This is a genomic window from Streptomyces sp. NPDC004732 (assembly GCF_040609235.1).
Taxonomy (GTDB): Bacteria; Actinomycetota; Actinomycetes; order Streptomycetales; family Streptomycetaceae; genus Streptomyces.
In genome coordinates this window covers 381,685-400,194 of record NZ_JBEXJR010000001.1, presented here as the reverse complement: position 1 = coordinate 400,194, position 18,510 = coordinate 381,685, and the positions used below count along the sequence as shown (strand labels likewise).

Annotated in this window: 6 protein-coding genes; all 6 read right to left on the bottom strand. The window is 72.0% G+C overall.

The window, feature by feature from the left end:
• Window positions 1–67 precede the first annotated feature (67 nt).
• The 6 genes from ABZV77_RS01670 to ABZV77_RS01645 all read right to left on the bottom strand — a co-directional run bounded on the left by ABZV77_RS01670 (window position 68) and on the right by ABZV77_RS01645 (window position 18,388).
• Entirely contained in the window at window positions 68–1,060 is a 993-nt protein-coding gene (locus ABZV77_RS01670) for a methyltransferase (RefSeq protein WP_356249147.1), read from the bottom strand.
• The gene (locus tag ABZV77_RS01665) at window positions 1,057–1,875 is read right to left on the bottom strand and encodes an alpha/beta fold hydrolase (protein WP_356249145.1); all 819 of its coding nucleotides are present in this window, start codon (window positions 1,873–1,875) and stop codon (window positions 1,057–1,059) included. The genes ABZV77_RS01670 and ABZV77_RS01665 overlap by 4 nt, the downstream gene beginning before the upstream one ends.
• Window positions 1,872–5,120, bottom strand: a complete 3,249-nt coding sequence (locus ABZV77_RS01660; protein WP_356249143.1) for an amino acid adenylation domain-containing protein — start codon at window positions 5,118–5,120, stop codon at window positions 1,872–1,874. The genes ABZV77_RS01665 and ABZV77_RS01660 overlap by 4 nt, the downstream gene beginning before the upstream one ends.
• A 25-nt stretch (window positions 5,121–5,145) precedes the next feature.
• Window positions 5,146–5,358, bottom strand: coding sequence for an MbtH family protein (locus tag ABZV77_RS01655; protein WP_356249141.1), 213 nt, complete (start codon window positions 5,356–5,358; stop codon window positions 5,146–5,148).
• Window position 5,359: 1 nt separating this feature from the next.
• Window positions 5,360–17,347, bottom strand: coding sequence for an amino acid adenylation domain-containing protein (locus ABZV77_RS01650; RefSeq protein WP_356249139.1), 11,988 nt, complete (start codon window positions 17,345–17,347; stop codon window positions 5,360–5,362).
• Between the two features lie 99 nt (window positions 17,348–17,446).
• A complete protein-coding gene (locus ABZV77_RS01645) occupies window positions 17,447–18,388 on the bottom strand; it encodes a TauD/TfdA family dioxygenase (RefSeq protein ID WP_356249137.1) in 942 nt (313 codons plus the stop codon).
• Window positions 18,389–18,510 lie beyond the last annotated feature (122 nt).

Below are 18,510 nucleotides of genomic sequence, written 5' to 3'. Positions count from 1 at the left end.
GGAAGCTCCATTCCGCTGCATAACTGTTCGCCCGTCCGGGGAATTTCGGCTCAGCCGCCCACCGGGGCTACCTCTTGTGGCCGATGACCACGTGCTTCTCGCCGCCGGACCGCCGCACCTCGCAGTCGCCGAACCCGGCCCGCTCCAGCAGGGCGACGAACTCGGCGGCCGTACGGTGCTTCCCGGCCATCTCGATGTGCATCACGAGGTTCATCGCGGCGGTGGCCAGCGGACCGCTGCGGTCGTCCTCGAAGAGGCGGTCCATGATGAGGACCCGGCCGGGCGCCCGGCACGCGCGGTACGCCTTCTCCAGCAACGTGACGCAGGTGTCGTCGTCCCAGTCGGAGAGGATGTAGCCGAAGGCGAGGCAGTCGCCCTGCGGGAGTTCGTCCGCGAAGAAGTCGCCGCCGACGAAGTCGAGGCGGTCGGCGACCGGTCGCGCTTCGGCGTCCTCGCCGACCAGCGGGCCGACCGCAGGCATGTCGAAGACGGTGGCGCGCAGCGCGGGCTCGCTGAGCAGCGCCGCCACGGCGAACGGGCCGGTGGCCCCACCGACGTCCACGAGGTGCTTCGTCCCCGCCATCCCGGCCAGGACGGCCAGCTCCTGCGAGGCGCCGAAGCTCAGGTCCCACATGGCGCGCATGAAGTCCCGCAGCGACTCGGCGTCGCGGTACACGTCGTCGAACGGGGACGCCTCCGAGGTCGGCTTCCCCTTGGCGAGGTAGCTGTCGAGGCGGCCGAGGCGGCCCTGGGTCTCCAGCGTGAGGTGCTTGATGAAGCCGCCCAGGTACCGGCTGTTGCGGGGGTCGAGGAACGGCGCCGCGTCGGAGGCCAGGGAGTATGCACCGCCCGTCGCGCGGGTGACGACGCCGAGGGACGTCAGGACGAGCAGCATGCGGTCCAGGGTGTCCTCGTCGATGTCGAGGCGCTCGGCGAGGACGGTGACGGTGCCCGGGCCGTCCTCGATGAGGGAGGTGAACACTCCGTGCTCGACGGCGGTGTGAAGCACCGGAGTGGAGAGCAGTCCGTAGACGGCGTTCTCAAGTGCGCTGGGCATCATGCGTGGTGCTCCTCGGTCATGTCGATCTCTCGTACCAGTTCGGCCAGTTCCTGCGGATGGCTGACGTGCGCGGCGTGACCCGCACCGGCGATCTCGGCGAACCGGCCGTGCGGCAGCAGCTCGGCGAGCCGCCGCGCCACTTCCCTGTGGTGCGCGGCCGACCGCGATCCGGCCGCCACCACGGTGCGCAGCGGAAACGTCAGCGGGTCGAACGCGGGCGCGTCGACTGTGGGGTCCGTCATCTCGGAGATGAGGGCCTCCCCGTCCGCGGCGAGGTCGGAAGGACGGGCGCGGGCCAGGTGCAACCGGCTTGCCGGGCCCAGGAGTTCGGCGAGCATGGCCCGCGTCGCCTGCTCCGGACCTCCCTGGGCGGCGGCGTCGCGCACGGTCCGCTCCCACGGGTCGTCGGCGGGCCACCAGGGCAGCCAGCGCACCGGGGGTTCGACGGCGACGATCCCTGCGACGCGCGACGGGTCGGCGGCCGCGGCGGCCAGGGCCACCAGCGCGCCGTAACTGTGACCGAGTACGACCGGCGGCGCGTCCAGCTCCGCCAGAGCCGCGCGCAGGTCGTCCACGTGCACCTGGAAGTCGACGTCCGCGCCCCCGAGCGGGCGGGACGCGCCCCAGCCGCGCCGGTCGTAGCCGAGGACCGGACGGCCCGGCAGCTGATCGACCACGCGGCGGAACGTGTCGCTGCGGTCCACCGAGCCGTGCACGATCAGCACGGGCCGGGCAGCCGTGTCCGTCCCGTCCCCCCACGTACTGATCACCGGCCGCGCCCGCGCTGTTCCGGTCTGCGTCGTTCCGTCGTTCACTGAACCGTTCGCCCCTCGCTCACAAGCTGCACAAGTCCGGCCAGGGTCGGTTCGTCGAGCAGTCGCTGGATGTCGATCACCATGCCGAAGCGGTCCTCCGCGGCCGCCATGAACTCGGCCATGGCCAATGAGTCGCCGCCCGCGGAGAAGAAGTCGGTGTCCAGCTTCACGTGCACCTGCGGCACACGCAGGCACGACGAGAACAGCTGAGCCAGCTCCCAGGTGACGTGGGTGGACCCCGCGGCGGCTCCCGGCACGGCTGCGGCAGGCACCGCAGGCACCGCAGGCACCGCAGGCACTACGGGCACCGTAGAAACCGCAGGCACTACGGGCACCACCGGTATCGCAGACACCTCGGCCACCGGCACGGCAGCCGTCTCGTGCCGCTGCCCCACCTTCCCGATCGAGGTGATCGGCAGTTGCTCCGTGACGGTGAACACCGCCGGAATCATGCCGCCGTGCAGCCGCTCGGCGAGATGGCGACGTACCGCGGCCTCGTCCCAGGACCCCGGTTCCTCGGGCACCACGTAGGCGTGCAGCCGGTTGTCGCGCTCGACGGCGTGGCAGGAGGAAACCCCGGGCGCCTTCTCCAACACCCGCTCCACCTCGTACAGTTCGACGCGCTGCCCCCGGATCTTGACCTGCCGGTCGCGGCGGCCGACGTACTCCAGGGAGCCGTCCTCCCGCCAGACGCACAGGTCACCGCTCCGGTACATCAACCGTCCCGGCCGCCCCGCGAAGGGGTCCGGCACGAACGAATCGGCCATGAGGTCGGGGCGCCCCAGATAGCGGCCGACCCCGATCCCCGCGATGTACAGCTCGCCCGGACTTCCGGCAGGGAGCAGCCGCTGCTCCTCGTCCAGGACGTAGACGCGCTTGCCCGCGACCGGACGCCCGATCGGCGGGTCCTCCTCGCCGGAGCACTCGTGCCAGGTCGTCCAGACCGCCGCCTCTGCGGGGCCGTAGAGGTTGAGGAGCCTGCGGCCCGGTGCCGTCCAGCGGCGGACCAGGGCGCCGGGCAGCCGCTCGCCCGCGAAGGCCGCGATGCGCAGGTTGGGCAGCGGATCGCGCCCGAGCACCGACCACACCGACGGCGTCATGATGGCGACGCTCACCCGCCGCTCACGCAGCAGCCGCAGCAGCGGCGGGCCGGGGGTCAGGTGCGCGGTCCGCGCGACGACGAGCGTCGCCCCGCACAGCAGGGCCAGGACGGCCTCGGAGATGCACCCGTCGAAGTTCAGCGACAGGAACTGCAGCACCCTGTCCTGCGGCCGGATCCGGAACACCGTGCGCTGCGCGATGTGCAGGTTCGTCAGCGCCTCGTGGCTGTTGGCGATGGCCTTCGGCCGACCGGTGGTGCCGCTGGTGAACACGATGTAGGCGGTGTTGCCCGGTCCGACGCCGGTGATCGGCGGGGCGGCGGCGCGCACGGCCGGATCGAGCCGTACGACGTCCGCCGGGACGTCCAGGGCCGCGATCCGGTCCCCGGTGGCGTCGTCGGCGATGACGAGCCGCGCGGACGTCTGCTCCAGCATGGTCCTCAGCCGCTCGCCGGGGCAGTCGGCGGCGGCGAGCAGGAAGGCGCCCCCGGCCTTGGCCACGGCCAGGATGGCGACCACCAGCCGCACGGAGCGTTCCATGCTGATCGCGACGACCGTCTCGGGCTCCACGCCCAGCTCGCGCAGCCGGTGCGCGGCCCCGTTCGCCAGCGCGTCGATGTCCGCGTACGAGTACACGACGCCCTCGTCCTCGACCGCCGTGCTGTCCGGCGCAAGCCGGGCCCGCTCCTCGAAGAGGAGCTGCCAGCAGACCTGGGCGGCGCCGTCGTCGTCGGCCTTGGTGTCGTTCCACTCGGCGACGATCTGGTGCCGTTCGAGATCGGTGACCGCCTTGGCCGCGGGCACGGCGTCGACCGCTCGGCCGTCCGGCGACTCGCTCTCGGCCGTCTCGGCCGTACGGCCGACGAGCACCGCGGCCCGGCGCCGGGAGCGCGTGTTGCAGTGCGGCCCCCACTCCACCGGGTCCGCCTCGGTCGGCGAGAGCCCGAACCGCTCGTAGCGCTCGACGAACCCGAGGATCGCCCAGCGCGCCAGGCGTTCGGCGAACGGCGCACCCAAACAGTAGTGCGGACCGGAGCCGAACCCGAGGTGGCGGCCCTCGCTGCGCGTGATGTCGAAGGCGCCGGGGTCGGTGAACTTGCGGGGGTCGAGGTTGGCCGCGGCGAGCAGGACGAGGACTCCGTCCCCGGCCGCCATCCGCGCCCCGCCGATCTCGATGTCACGCGCGGCATGCCGCCCCACGTACTGGCTCGACCCGTCGATCCGCAGCACCTCGGCCACGGCGGAATCGGCGAGCGCGTGGTCCTGCCGCAAGTGCCGCAGCTGCTCCGGGTGGTCGGCGAGCAGCAGCAGCCCGCTGGAGACGAGGTGCGTCAGGGTCTGGTAGCCGCCCGCGACCAGGACCATCGCATTGGCGGCGACGAGGTGGAGCAGCTCGGCGGACGGTTCCTCCGCGGGATCGGCGGCGAAGTCGTCCCGCAGGGCCGTGGCCAGGGTGGAGACGAGGTCGTCGCCGGGCGCGGCGAGGCGTTCGGCGGCGAGCTCGCGCAGCCCGGCGAGCGCCTTGTCGAGAAGCGGGACCGTCTCCAGGTCGGCCCGGCTGGGGAAGGTGGAGACGCTGCTGAGCAGGCGCTCGTACGCGTCGGCCCACGCGGTGAGCTCCGCGCCGCGGCCCGCCATGCCCAGCAGATGGGTCATCAGGTGCTCGGGCAGCCGCTCGGCGAAGTCCTTCACCAGGTCGACGGTTCCGGCGTCGGGCAGCGTGTCCAGGACCCGGTCGGCGATCGCCCGCAGGACGTCGTCGTGCCGTTGCAGACCGGCCGGTGAGAACTCGCCCCGCAGGGCGTTCCTGATCCGGGTGTGGTCCGGCGGGTCGTTGAAGAGGAACTGGGCGGACAGCATTTCGGCGGTCGGCACGATGCCGCTCATGCCGCGCGCCGCCAGGTCGTCGGGGGAGTGGTGGCGCGCGGACGAGAACGCCCGGTGGTTGGCGAGGATCTCGACCGACTCGGCGTACCCGGAACAGACCCAGACGCCTCCGACCTCGTCGTAGAAGACGGGCGGCAGCTCGGCGATCGCCTTCCAGTAGAGCCCGGGGTCGGCGATGACCTCGGCACGGCGCAAATTGTGGATGCCGTGCCGCGCACGGTCGTAGCCGGCAGCGGGACGGGCGGTCGGGGAGCCCACGCTCTTCCCTCTCTCCTTGCTCGTCTTACTTGTCGGCCATGCGCTGCGCGATGCTGCGCGGGCGCATGTCGGTCCAGTTCTCCTCGATGAAGCGCAGGCAGGCCTCGCGCGTGTCGCTCGGGTGCGCGGTGGTCCAGCCCGCGGGCACGTCGACGGTGACCGGCCAGAGCGAGTGCTGGTTCTCGTCGTTGACGAGCACCAGGTAGGTGCCGTCCGGGTTCTCGAAGGGGTTCGTCATGTCAGCTCCTTGAGGGCTTGCTGGATGGGAGGTTCTGCAGGGGAAGGTTCTGAAGGGTGCGGGAGAGGATCTCGCCCACGGGCTTCAGGACGTTCGGCAGCAACATGTCGTCGTGGGAGCAGGGGACTTGGTGCTCGTCGACCTGTCCGTCGACGTGCGGCGTCCAGGCGTCCAGTCCCTTGTCGGGCGCGGTCCGTGACCCGTCCCGTCCCAGGCCCGCGGTCAGCACGAGCAGGTCGCCGCGGAACACGCCGGGCGAGAACGCCGCGCCGATGCCCGCGTTGTGCCGCAGCGTGTGCGCGAAGGTACGGAGGTCGTCCGGCGTCAGATTGGCCATCACCGCGCCGACCTGCTGGAAGAACGCGCTCAACGCGGCCGGTGTCAGGGGCTCGTCGGCGCCGACGGTGGTGATCGCGGACGGATCGTAACCGGCGTTCGCGGCGATCATCCGCAGCATGCTGTCCTCGTCCGCGGGCACCGGCTCGACGCCGTCCTTCGCCGCGGCGGGGAAGGCGTCCAGGAGCGCCAGGAGGGCGATCTCCTCGCCCCGTTCCTGGAGTTGCGTGGCCATCTCGAAGGCGACGAGACCGCCGAACGACCATCCGACGAGGTGGTACGGCCCGCTGGGCTGCACCGAGCGCAGCTGCTGCACGTAGTCCGCGGCCATCGCCGAGAGCGTCGCCGGGGGCTCCGCGCCCTGCAGCAGCGTGCGGGCCTGGAGGCCGTAGAGCGGGTGACCGGGCGGCAGATGGTCCTTGAGGTGGTAGTACCCCCAGCTGTGCCCGCCCGCGGGGTGGACGCAGAAGACCGGCGCCCGATCCCCCTCCGGATGCAGCGGCAGCAGGACATCACCCTGCGCCTTCGCCGCCCCGCGGAGCCGTCCGGCGAGCCCGGCCACGGTGGGTGCCTCGAAGAAGTCCCTGGGCCGCAACTGCGCGCCGAGGGCGGCACGGATCCGTCCGATGAGGCGCATGGCGAGCAGGGAGTGCCCGCCGAGCGCGAAGAAGCTCGCGTCGCTGCCGACCCGGGCGACGTCCACGCCGAGTACCTCGGCGAAGAGGCCCGCGATGATCCGCTCGTGCGGGGTGCTGGGGGCCCGGGTGGGAGTGCCGGCGGTGGCGCTGGTGTAGTCGGGTGCGGGGAGTGCCTTGCGGTCCAGTTTTCCGTTGGGGGTCAGGGGCAGGGCGTCCAGGGGGACGAGGGCGGTGGGCACCATGTGGTCGGGCAGCCGTACGGCGACCGCCTTCTTCACCTGGTCGATGTCCACGACGTCATCGGCCACGACGTAGCCGACGAGGCGCCGGTCGCCGGGCCGGTCCTCGCGGATGACGGCAGTAGCTCTGATGACACCGGGGCACGCGGTCAGCGCGGCTTCGATCTCGCCGAGTTCGATGCGGAAGCCGCGCAGCTTGACCTGGTCGTCGGTGCGCCCGAGGTAGCGCAGGCTGCCGTCGGTGTTCCAGGCAGCCAGGTCACCGGTGCGGTACATGCGCGACCCGGCGGGCCCGTACGGGTCGGCGACGAACCGCTCCGCGGTCAGCCCGGGCCGGTTGAGATAGCCCCGTGCGAGCCCGGCACCGGCGACGTACAGCTCGCCTGCGACGCCCGGCGGGACCGGTCGCAGCGCGGCGTCCAGGACGTACACCCGCGTGTTCGCGATCGGACGCCCGATCGACGGAGCGGCTCCGCCATCACCACGGGTCAGCTCGGCGGCCGTCGACCAGATGGTCGTCTCGGTGGGCCCGTACACATTCGTCACCGCCCGGCCGACCTCGCAGAGCGTCTCCGCCAGGGCCGAGGAGACGGCCTCGCCGCCCACCAGCACACGGCGCAGCCCGAGACTCGTCGCCCCGGGCGCCGCCGCCAGCTCCCGCCACAGCGAAGGCGTCGCCTGAACCACGGTGACCTCGGCGTCGGCGATCAGCCGGACCATGGCGAGCGGCTCGTTCACCACCGTCGCGCCGGGCAGCACGACCCCGGCGCCGCACAGGAGCGGCAGGTAGATCTCCAGCCCGGCGATGTCGAACGCGACCGTCGTCACGGACAGGAACCGGTCCCCCTCCCGGACACCGATCCGGCCCCTCATGTCAGCCATGAAGTTGGCGAGACCTCGGTGCGGGACGGTGACGCCCTTGGGGGTGCCGGTGGAGCCGGAGGTGTAGATGACGTAGGCGGGATGGGCGGGGTCGGGTGTGGTGGTGGGGTCGGTGGGGTCGAGCGCTGCTGTGCGGGTGTGGTGGACGGGCTCGTCGAGGTGGAGGGTGGGGGTGTCCTCGGGCCAGAGGTCGGTGGTGGTGGTGTCAGTGAGGACGAGGGTGGGGCGGGCGTCCGCCAGCATGAAGTGGATGCGGTCGACCGGGTACGTGGTGTCGATGGGCAGGTAGGCGGCGCCTGCCTTCAGCACCGCGAGCAGGGCCGTGATCAGGTCCGGCGAGCGGGGCAGGGCGAGGGCCACGATGTGCTCGGAGCCGACGCCCCGCTGGATCAGGTGGTGTGCCAACTGGTTGGCGCGGGTGTTGAGTTCGTCGTACGTGAGGTGGGTGCCGTCGGCGATGACGGCGATGGCGTCCGGTGTGGCCGCGGCCTGTGCCTGGAACAGCTCGGGCACGGTGGCGGTGGGCACCGCGGTGGCCGTGTCGTTCCACTCTTCGAGCACCCGGTGCCGCTCGTCGTCCGACAGGACGTCGACGGAGGCGATGCCTTGGCCGGGATCGGCCACGACCGTACGCAGCACGCGCAGCAGCCGCTCCACCAGCGCGCTCATCGTGTGCTGCTCGAACAGGTCGCTGCGGTAGGTGAGGGAGCCGAGGATCCCGTCGGGGGAACCGTCCTCGCCGTGCCGTTCGGCCAGGCTCAGGGCCAGGTCCGTGCGCGCCGCGTGGTAGCCCGCGGGCCGCACCGAGGCATCGAGCCCGCCGAACTTCAGCTCTGCGCGCGGGGTGTTGTTGAAGGCGAGCATGACCTGGAAGAGCGGGTGGTGGGCGAGGGACCGGGTCGGGTTCAGCGCCTCGACGAGGCTTTCGAAGGGGACGTCCTGGTGGGCGTAGGCGTTGAGGTCGCTTTCGCGGACGCGGTCGAGGAGTTCGGTGAAGGTGGGGTCGCCGGACAGGTCGGTGCGCAGCACGAGCGTGTTGACGAAGAAGCCGACGAGGTCGTCGAGTTCTTCCTCGCCACGGCCTGCGACCGGGGTGCCGATGGGGATGTCAGTTCCCGCGCCGAGTCGGTGCAGGAGTGCGCTCAGGGCGGCCTGCAGCACCATGAACATGGTCGTTTGGCGCGACCGTGCGAGGTCCGTCAGGGCTTGGTGCAGTTCGGCCTCGATGTGCACCGGGGCCACACCACCCTCGGATCCTGCCTGCTCCGGGTAGGGGTGGTCGGTGGGCAGGTCGATGCGGTCGGGGAGCCCGGCCAGGGCGTCCTTCCAGTGGGTGAGCTGGGCGGACAGGAGGCTGTCGGGGTCGTCGGCTTCGCCGAGGAGTTCGTGCTGCCAGAGGGTGTAGTCGGCGTACTGGACGGGGAGCGATTCCCACGCGGGAGTACCGCCCGCGCAACGGGCGGCGTAGGCGTTGCTCAGGTCGCGGGTCAGCGGCCCCATGGACCAGCCGTCGCCCGCGATGTGGTGGATGACCAGTGCGAGGACGTGCTCGTCGACGGCGTCCTTGAGGGTGAACAGAGAGGCTCGAAGGGGCAGTTCGGTCGCGAGGTCGAAGGGGTGGCGGACGGCGTGGTCCACCGCATCGGCCAGGTCCGATTCGGCGATCGTCCCGACGCTGACTTCGGGGTGGGCTTCGGCGGCGGGCCGGATGTCCTGGAACGGCTGGCCGTCGTGGTCCGGGAAGACCGTGCGCAGGGCCTCGTGCCGCGCGACCACGTCGTTGAGCGCGGCGTGCAGCGCATCGACGTCCAGGGCGCCGGACAGCCGCAGGACCACCGGCACGTTGTACGTCGGGTTGGGCCCGTCCAGCCGGTAGAGGAACCACAGCCTGCGCTGCGCAAAGGACAGCGGTGTCTGTTCCGGACGCGTGGCGGGCGTCAGCGCGGGGCGCGCGGCCAGGCTCGTCGGTACCGCAACCGTCCGTGCGAGGGCGGCGACCGTCGGCGCCGCGAAGAGGTCGCGTATCGCCAGGTCCACTCCCATCACCGCGCGTACGCGGCCGACGAGTCGCATGGCCAGCAGGGAGTGCCCGCCCAGATCGAAGAAGCCGTCGTCCACGCCGACCTGATCGAGGCCGAGGACTTCGGTGAAGAGTCCGGCGAGGATCTCCTCGCGGGCGTCGCGCGGGGCCCGGGAGGAGGTGGACGTGCCGCTGTAGTCGGGTGCGGGCAGTGCCTTGCGGTCCAGCTTGCCGTTCGGCATGAGGGGGAGTTCGCTCAGGACCAGGACGGCGGACGGGACCATGTAGTCCGGCAGGCGGTCGGCCACCTGGGCGCGCACGGCGGACGGTTCGGCGTGACTGCCGCCGTCGCTCACGACGTAGCCGACGAGGCGTCGGTCGCCGGGGCGGTCCTCGCGGATGACGGCAGCGGCGGCCCGGATGCCGGGACAGGCGGTCAACGCCGCCTCGACTTCGCCGAGTTCGATGCGGAAGCCGCGCAGTTTGACCTGGTCGTCGGCGCGGCCGAGGTAGCGCAGGGTGCCGTCGCTGTTCCAGGAGGCGATGTCACCCGTGCGGTACATGCGGGATCCGGCGGGTCCGTACGGGTCGGCGACGAAGCGCTGCCCGGTGAGTCCGGGCCGGTTGAGGTAGCCGCGGGCGACGCCGGTTCCGGCGACGTACAACTCGCCGGGCACACCGGGTGGTACGGGGGACAGCCCGGCGTCCAGGACGTAGGTACGTGTGTTGCCGATGGGGCGGCCGATGGGTGGTACCGCCGCGCCCGAGAGTGGTTCGCTCAGGGTTGCGCAGACGGTGGTTTCCGTGGGGCCGTAGGCATTGACCATCCGCCGCCCCGCGGACCAGCGTTCGGCCACGTCGGGTCCGCAGGCTTCGCCGCCCACGACGACCGTCATCGTGTCGGGGACCTGGGTCACGTCCAGTACGCCCAGTGCGGAGGGCGGGACCATGCAGTAGGTCACGGCCGCGTCGGTGAGTACGCGTGCGAGGGCGTCGCCGGGGGCGAGTTCTTGGGCGTCGGCCACGACGAGGGCTGCGCCGGACAGCAGTGCCAGGCTCCAGTCCCAGGTGGCCGCGTCGAAGCTGGGGGAGGCGAATTGCAGCACTCGGCTGCCCGGCCCCACATTCAGGCGGGGCGCGGAAGATGCCACGAGGCTCACCAGGCCCGCGTGGGTCACCACGACGCCCTTGGGCACGCCTGTCGACCCGGAGGTGTAGATGACATAGGCGGGATGGGCGGGCCCGGTCATGGTCGCGGCAGGACCCGTCGGGTCACAGGCCGCCAACTCCGCCTGGATGACGGCGTCGTCGAGCCGCACGACTGGCGTGTTCTGCGCCCACAGCTGCATGGTCGTCGTGTCCGTCACCACGAGTGCGGGGCGGGCGTCCTCGACCATGAAGTGGATCCGGTCCACCGGGTATCCGGTGTCGATGGGCAGGTAGGCGGCCCCGGCCTTCCACACCGCCAGCACGGCAACGATCAGCTCTGGCGAGCGCGGCAACGCAAGCGCCACCACCTGCTCCGGCCCGGCGCCCCGCTCCACGAGCAGCCGCGCGAGCCGACTCGCCCGCGCGTCCAGCTCGGCGTACGTGTGGACGGTGCTGCCGTCTGCCGCCACCAGCGCCGCGGCATCCGGGGTCTGCGCGACCCGTGCCGCGAACATGGCGGGCGCCGTCTCCTCCGGGACCTCCACCGCCGGACCGGTGGCCCACGTGTCTGCCACCCGCCCGCGCTCATCGGCCGAGAGCAGCTCCACCGCCCCGACCCGCTGACCCGCATCCTCGGCCATCGCTGTCAGGATCCGCACGAGACGGTCGAGGAGCGCCTCCGCGTCCGGGGAGGCGTAGCTGTCGGTGCGGTGGTCGAGGCGCAGCCGCAGCTCGGGGCCCGGGACGACGACGAGGCTCAGCGGGTAGTGGGCGCCGTCGTGGCCCGTGGCTCCGGTGACCCGCAGACCTCCGTCGGTATCCGCCTGGGCGGTACGGGGCGACAGGTAGTTCTCGAAGGCGACGACGGTGTCGAAGAGGCCCCCCGCGCCGCCGGTACCACCCGCACCGCCGGTACCACCCGCACCGGCCGCCCGCTGTATCTCCGTCAGAGACACGTGCTGGTGCGGCAGCAGCGCGCCCTGCTCGTCCTGCACCCGCCCCGCCAGATCGGCCCACGTGTCCTCGGCACGCAGCCGTACCCGGACCGGAACCGTGTTGATGAACAGGCCGATCATGTTCTCGATGCCCGGGATCTCCGGCGACCGCCCCGACACCACGGCGCCGAAGACCACGTCGTCCTGACCGGTCGTCCGGCCGAGGAGTACGCCCCACGCGCACTGCACCAGGGTGTTGAGGGTCACCCCGGCGCGGCGTGCCTGGGTGTCGAGTGCCGTCGTGGTGTCCGCGTCCAGGTGGGCCACGAGCCGCTCGGGCAGGGGCGCGGTGCCCGGGGCCGCCGAGGGTGCGACCGCCGCCGCGTACGTCGGCTCGGCCCCCGCCAACGCCTCGGCCCAGGCGTCGTGCGCCGCGGTCCGGTCGCGCTCCACGAGCCATGTCAGGTAGTCGCGGTACGGGGTCGTCCTGGGCAGGGCGGCGTCGTCGGCCCCGTCCGCGTACAGCCGGTACAGGGCGAGGAGTTCATTGATGTGGAGGCTGGAGGACCAGCCGTCGGTGAGGATGTGGTGCTGGGTGATGACCAGGCAGTGCCGGTCCTCGGCCAGGCGGACCAGGGCGAACCGCATGAGCGGCGGCCGCGCCAGGTCGAAGCGGCGCGCCCGCTCCTCGCTCAGGAACGCGTCCAGGGCAGCCTCGACGTCAGAGCCGACGTCAGAGCCGGCGCCTGTGCGCAAGTCCACGTCCTGCCACGGCAGTTGCGTGCCGTTCTCGACGATCTGCACCGGCCGGTCCAGACCCTCGTGGCAGAACGCCGCCCGCAGGTTGGGGTGGCGCTCCAGCATGCGCTGTGCCGCCGCCCGCAGGGCATCGCCGTGTACGACGCCGCCGAGGCGGAGCGCCATCTGGACGGTGTAAACGTCGCGGGCGTCCGGTTCGGCGCCGTCGGCGAGGGCGTGGAAGAGCATCCCCTCCTGGAGCGGGGACAGCGGCCACACGTCGGCCAGCTCCGGGTACTGCTCCTCGATGCGGGCGACCTGGTGGTGGGTGAGGTCGACGAGGTCGAGGTCGCTGGGGGTCCGGCCCGCGGGCGCGGAGCCCTCGGCGTGCGTGCCGAGTGCGGCGAGCGCGGCCAGCCAGGCGTCGGCGAGCTCCTGCACGCGGTCGTGGGTGAAGAGGGCCTCGGGCCACTTGAAGGTCGCGCTCAGCCGGGAACCGTCGGCGGAGTCCACGGTGACGGCGTTGATCATCAACGGGTGCGGGGCCTGCATCCGCGGGTCCAGGCCACCGAGCGACGGGCTGCCGGGCACCTGCTGCCAGTCCGCGGCCGTGGAGTCGGCGCCGGGGGCAGGTACCGCGAACCTGCCGAGGTAGTTGAAGGAGACCTGGGGGTCGGCGAGCCCGGCGAGGGCGGAGGTCGTCTCCGGGTTGAGGTGGCGCAGCAGTCCGTAGGCGAAACCGCTGTCGGGGACGGCGCGCAGCTGCTCCTTGACCAGTTGCAGCGCGCGGCCCACCGCGGGCCCGCCGGTGTGCAGCTCGGCGGCCGGTACGGCGCCCGGGTCGAGCCGGACCGGCGCCATGCTGGTGAACCAGCCGACAGTGCGGGAGGTGTCGGCCCCTGCGAGGTCGTCGTGGCGGCCGTGTCCCTCCAGGTCGATGAGCGTGCCGGTGTGCCGGGAGTCGTCGCGCCAGTCGGCGAGGGCGACCGCGAGCCCGGTCAGGAGCATCTCGTTGGTGGTGGAGTGCAGCGTGGCGGGCGCGCGGGTGAGGAGCGCCTCGGTGAGCCGGGCCGGTACGGTCACGCGCAGCGAGGCCAGTGTGTCGGCGGTGCCGTGCGCGGAGCGGTCGTCCGTGTCCTGTCCGAGGCGGGGCTCGGGCCGGGACAGCATCTCGGTCCACCGGGGCAGCGCCGCGGCGGTCCGGGGCTCGCGGGCCAGCTCCGTGAGCCTGCGGGCCCACTGCCGGAACGACGTGCCGACCGGCGCCAACCCGGGCGTCCGTCCGGCGAGTACGGCTGCTCCCGCGACGGCGAGATCCGGCAGCAGGATCCGCCAGGAGACCCCGTCCACCACCAAGTGATGGATCGTCAGGAGCAGTCGGCCCGGCTCCTCGGGCCCGTTGTCGAACCAGACGGCCTGCAGCATGACCCCGTCGTGCGGGGCGAGCCGCGCGCGGGCCTGCTCCGCGTGCTGGACGAGGAGTTCACGCCGCCGCTCGTCGTCGAGACCGGCGGTCACCACCTGGGTGAGAAGCGGCTCGACCGACACCGCACCGGCGGCCGGGACGTCGAGCATCCAGTCGGCACCCGAACCCGCAGCCGTACCCGCACCGGCGTCGCTGCCGTCCCGCACGAGTCGAGCCCGCAGCACGTCGTGGTGATCGACGAGCGCCTGAAGGACGTCGCCGAGCTGTCCGCGGCCGATGCCGCCGGGCACTTGTACGAAGACGGACTGGTTGAAGCCGTCGAAGGGGTGGCCTGGTTCGAGGAGCCAGTGCATGACGGGCGTCAGCGGTACCGCGCCCACTCCTGAGCGGTCGACGTCGGTGCCGTCACCGCCGCCCCCGTCCCCGTCCCCGTCGCCGACCGGCCGCGCCCTGCGGGCCAGCGCCCCGGGCGTCTGGTCCTTGAAGATGTCGCGGGGCGTGAGGTCGAGGCCGCGTTCGCGGGCGCGGGTGACCAGGACGATGGAGCTGATGCTGTCGCCGCCGAGGGCGAAGAAGCCGTCGTCGACGCCGACCTGGTCGGCGTCGAGCCCCAGGACGTCGGCGAAGAGCTCGGCGACGACCCGCTCCTGCGGGGTGCCGGGGGCCCGGGTGGGGGTGGCGCGGGCGTAGTCGGGCACGGGCAGCGCCCTGTGGTCCAGCTTTCCGTGGGCGCTCAGGGGCAGCGTGTCCAGGACCACCACGGCCGTGGGCACCATGTACTCCGGCAGCCGCGCGGCCACGCTCTTCTTCACCTGGTCGACATCGATGCCGATGCCGACGACGTCATCGGCCACCACATAGCCGACCAGACGCCGGTCGCCGGGGCGGTCCTCGCGGATGACGGCGGCGGCGGCCCGGATGCCGGGACAGGCGGTCAACGCGGCGTCGATCTCGCCGAGTTCGATGCGGAAGCCGCGCAGCTTGACCTGGTCGTCGGCACGGCCCAGGAACTGCAGCGTGCCGTCCTGGTTCCACCGCACCAAGTCCCCGGTGCGGTACATGCGTGACCCGGCGGGCCCGAACGGGTCGGCGACAAAACGTCCCGCGGTCAACCCGGGCCGGTTGAGATAGCCACGGGCGACACCGGCCCCGGCCACGTACAACTCACCAGGAACCCCGGGCGGCACGGGGGACAGTCCCTCGTCCAGGACGTACGTCCGTACGTTGGCGATCGGGCGTCCGATCGGCGGCACCACCGCCCCCGACAGCGCCTCGCTCAACGTCGCGCAGACCGTGATCTCCGTCGGCCCGTACGCGTTGAACATCTTCCGCCCCGCGGACCAGCGTTCCACGATCTCCGGACCGCAGGCCTCACCGCCGACGATCAGCGTCAGCGTGCCCGGCAGCGACTTCTCGGACAGTACCCGCAGGACCGACGGCACCAGCGTGCAGTGCGTGATCTCCTCGGCGCGGAGGAGTTCGAGGAGATCGGGCCCGGGCGTGAGCCGGTCCGCGTCGGCGAGCACCAGCGTGCCGCCCGTCAGCAGGGCCGTGAAGAACTCCGAAGCGGCGGCGTCGAAGCTGGGCGACAGGAACTGCAGCACCCGGGAGCCGACACCGATGCCCCACTGCTCGCTCTGCGCGAGCGCGAAGTTGGCGAGCCCCCGGTGCGGGACGGTGACGCCCTTCGGCGTGCCGGACGACCCCGAGGTGTAGATGACGTACGCCGGATGTGCGACGTCCAGGGCGCCGACCCGGTCGGCGTCGGTGAGGTCGGACGCGTCCAGGCCCGCGAGGTGCTCACGGACCGCGGGGTCGTCGAGGACGACGACGGCCGTGTCGTCCTGCTCCGACAGGAGCTCGCGGGCGCCGGAGTGGGCCAGGACGAGGCCAGGACGGGCGTCCCGCAGCATGAAGCGGATGCGGTCGACCGGGTAGGTGGTGTCGAGCGGCAGATAGGCGGCGCCCGCCTTGAGCACCGCGAGGAGCGCGGTGATCAGGTCGGCGGACCGGGGGATGGCCAGCGCCACGATGTCCTCGGGGCCGACGCCCCGCTCGACCAGGAGCCGGGCCAGACGGTTCGCGCGGGCGTTGAGGTCCGCGTACGAGACGGGGACGCCGTCTGCGACGAGCGCGCTCACCTCGGGCAGGGCCAGCGCACGCGCCTGGAACAACTCGGCCGCGGTACCGGCGAGTTCGGGCGTGGACGTGTCGTTCCACTCCTCCAGGACCCGGCGCCGCTCGTCGCCCGACAGCACGTCGAACGACGACACGCGCCGCTCCGGGGCGGCGACGCCGCTCTCCAGTACGCGGATGAGCCGCTCGGCCAGGGCGGTGACCGTGGCGTGGTCGAACAGGTCGGTGCGGTACGAGACCACACCGCTGATCCCGTCCGCGGCGCCGTCGGCGTCGTGCTGTTCGGCGAAGCTGACGGACAGGTCCATGCGGGCGGACTGGAGGCGGACGGCCTGGGGAGACGCCTTGAGCCCGCCGAACTCCACGGCCGCGCGCGGGGTGTTGTTGAAGGCGAGCATGACTTGGAAGAGCGGGTGGTGGGCGAGGGACCGGGTCGGGTTGAGGGCTTCCACCAGGCTTTCGAAGGGGACGTCCTGGTGGGCGTAGGCGTTGAGGTCGCTTTCGCGGACGCGGTCGAGGAGTTCGGTGAAGGTGGGGTCGCCGGACAGGTCGGTGCGCAGCACGAGCGTGTTCACGAAGAAGCCGACCAGGTCGTCGAGTTCTTCCTCGCCACGGCCTGCGACCGGGGTGCCGATGGGGATGTCAGTTCCGGCGCCGAGCCGGTGCAGGAGCACGCCCAGGGCGGCCTGCAACACCATGAATACGGTCGTCTGGCGCGACCGCGCGAGGTCGACCAGCGCCTGATGCAGTCCGGCCTCGATGCGCACCGGGACGGAACCGCCCTCGGAACCCGCCTGTTCCGGGTAGGGGCGGTCGGTGGGCAGGTCGATGAGCTCCGGCAGCCCGGCCAGCGCACCCTTCCAATAGGTGAGCTGGGCGGACAGGAGACTGTCGGGGTCGTCGGCCTCGCCGAGGAGTTCGTGCTGCCAGAGGGTGTAGTCGGCGTACTGGACGGGCAGCGGCTCCCACGCCGGAGCCCGGCCCGCACACCGGGCCGCGTAGGCCGCGCTCAGGTCGCGGATCAGCGGCCCCATCGACCAGCCGTCACCGGCGATGTGGTGAATCACCAGAGCGAGCACGTGCTCGCCGCCCAAAGCGTCCACGGCGTCCACGGCGTCCACCGCGCTCACCGCGTCCTCGACGGTGAACAGCGTCGCCCGGAGGGGAAGTTCGGTCGCGAGGTCGAACGCGTACTGCACCGCACGGTCCACCGCGCCGCTCAGCTCCGCCTCGGTGACCGTCTCGACGTCCACCACCGGCCGCGCCTCGGCGACCGGGCGGATGTCCTGGAACGGCTGGCCGTCCGTGTCCGGGAAGACCGTGCGCAGGGCCTCGTGCCGCGCCACCACGTCGTTCAGTGCGGCGTGCAGCGCATCGACGTCCAGGGCACCGGACAGGCGCAGCACCACCGGCACGTTGTAGGTCGCGCTGGGACCCTCGTACCGGTACAGGAACCACAACCGACGCTGCGCATACGACAACGGCACCATGTGTTCTTGCGTTCCCCTCGTGTCATAGCAGCAGCTTCAGCGCCGGTCCGTCCCGCGCGATGTGGATCCGGACCCGGGCCCGGATCCGGCAGGTTCAGGTCACCCGGACATGGCGACCAGGACGCGGCGCGGCCCGGTGTAGGGGCGGCGGCCGTGCGCCACGGCCACGTTGTCGATGAGGAGCAGGTCGCCCTCGTACCAGTCCACGTCCACCGCCGCGGCCAGACCGTTGTCACGGACGTGCGCCACGTACTCGTCAGGAATGGGGGTGCCGTCGGCGAACGTCACCGACTGCGGCAGCTCGTCCTCGGTCATCAGCTCGGCGAGCATCGTCGCGGTGTCGGCGTCGAGTCCGGCGAGGTGCCACTGGTCGAACTGGTTGAACCAGACCTCGTCGCCGGTGACCGGATGCCGCACGGTGGCGGGGCGCAGCTGCGTGATCCGGAGGCTGTCGTCCGCCTTCCACTCCCAGGAGACGTCGGCATCCGCGAGGTGCGCCGCCACCTCGTCCTTGTCGGAGGTCTCGAACGTGTCCTGCCAGCTCTTGCCGAACCCGGCGCCGCTCTGCAGGTTCTGCGTGTAGCGGATGCCCTTGCTGAAGGCGGCCCTGACGTCCTCGTCCAGGGAGCTCAGCCACAACGTGCCGTCGACGACCGGTGTCGCGCCCCCGGTCTCCGGGCTGCGCTCGCAGTAGAAGGCGAGCCGGGACGGCCAGCGGCGGGCGTAGGACAGCTCGTTGTGCATGGAGATGGTGAACTCGGCCGGGTACTCGGTCGAGGTGTAGACGTTGCTGCCGACCTTGGTGCGGGGCGAGTTGCCGTGCACGTAGGCCAGCCGGTTCGGCAGCAGCAGGTCGAGCGCCGAGCCGACCTGCTCCTGGGACGTGCCGAAGCCGCGGAAGACCAGGGCCTTGTTCGCGAGGAGCAGCTCGGCGGTCTTCGCCGTGTCGCTGATCGCCGCCAGCAGGCCCTCGTGGTCCGCCGCCACCCCCGCCGTGTCCGGCGTCACCACATGGGGTGTCCAGTCGCTCGACTTGCTCACGTCGCTTCTCCTCTGTTCCCTGTGACTTCCGGCTCCGGCTCCGGTGCCACGGACGTCCCGCTGTCCTGGCCCGCGCCCGTTCCGGCTCGTACCGCTTCGGCTCGTTCTGCTTCGACTCGTTC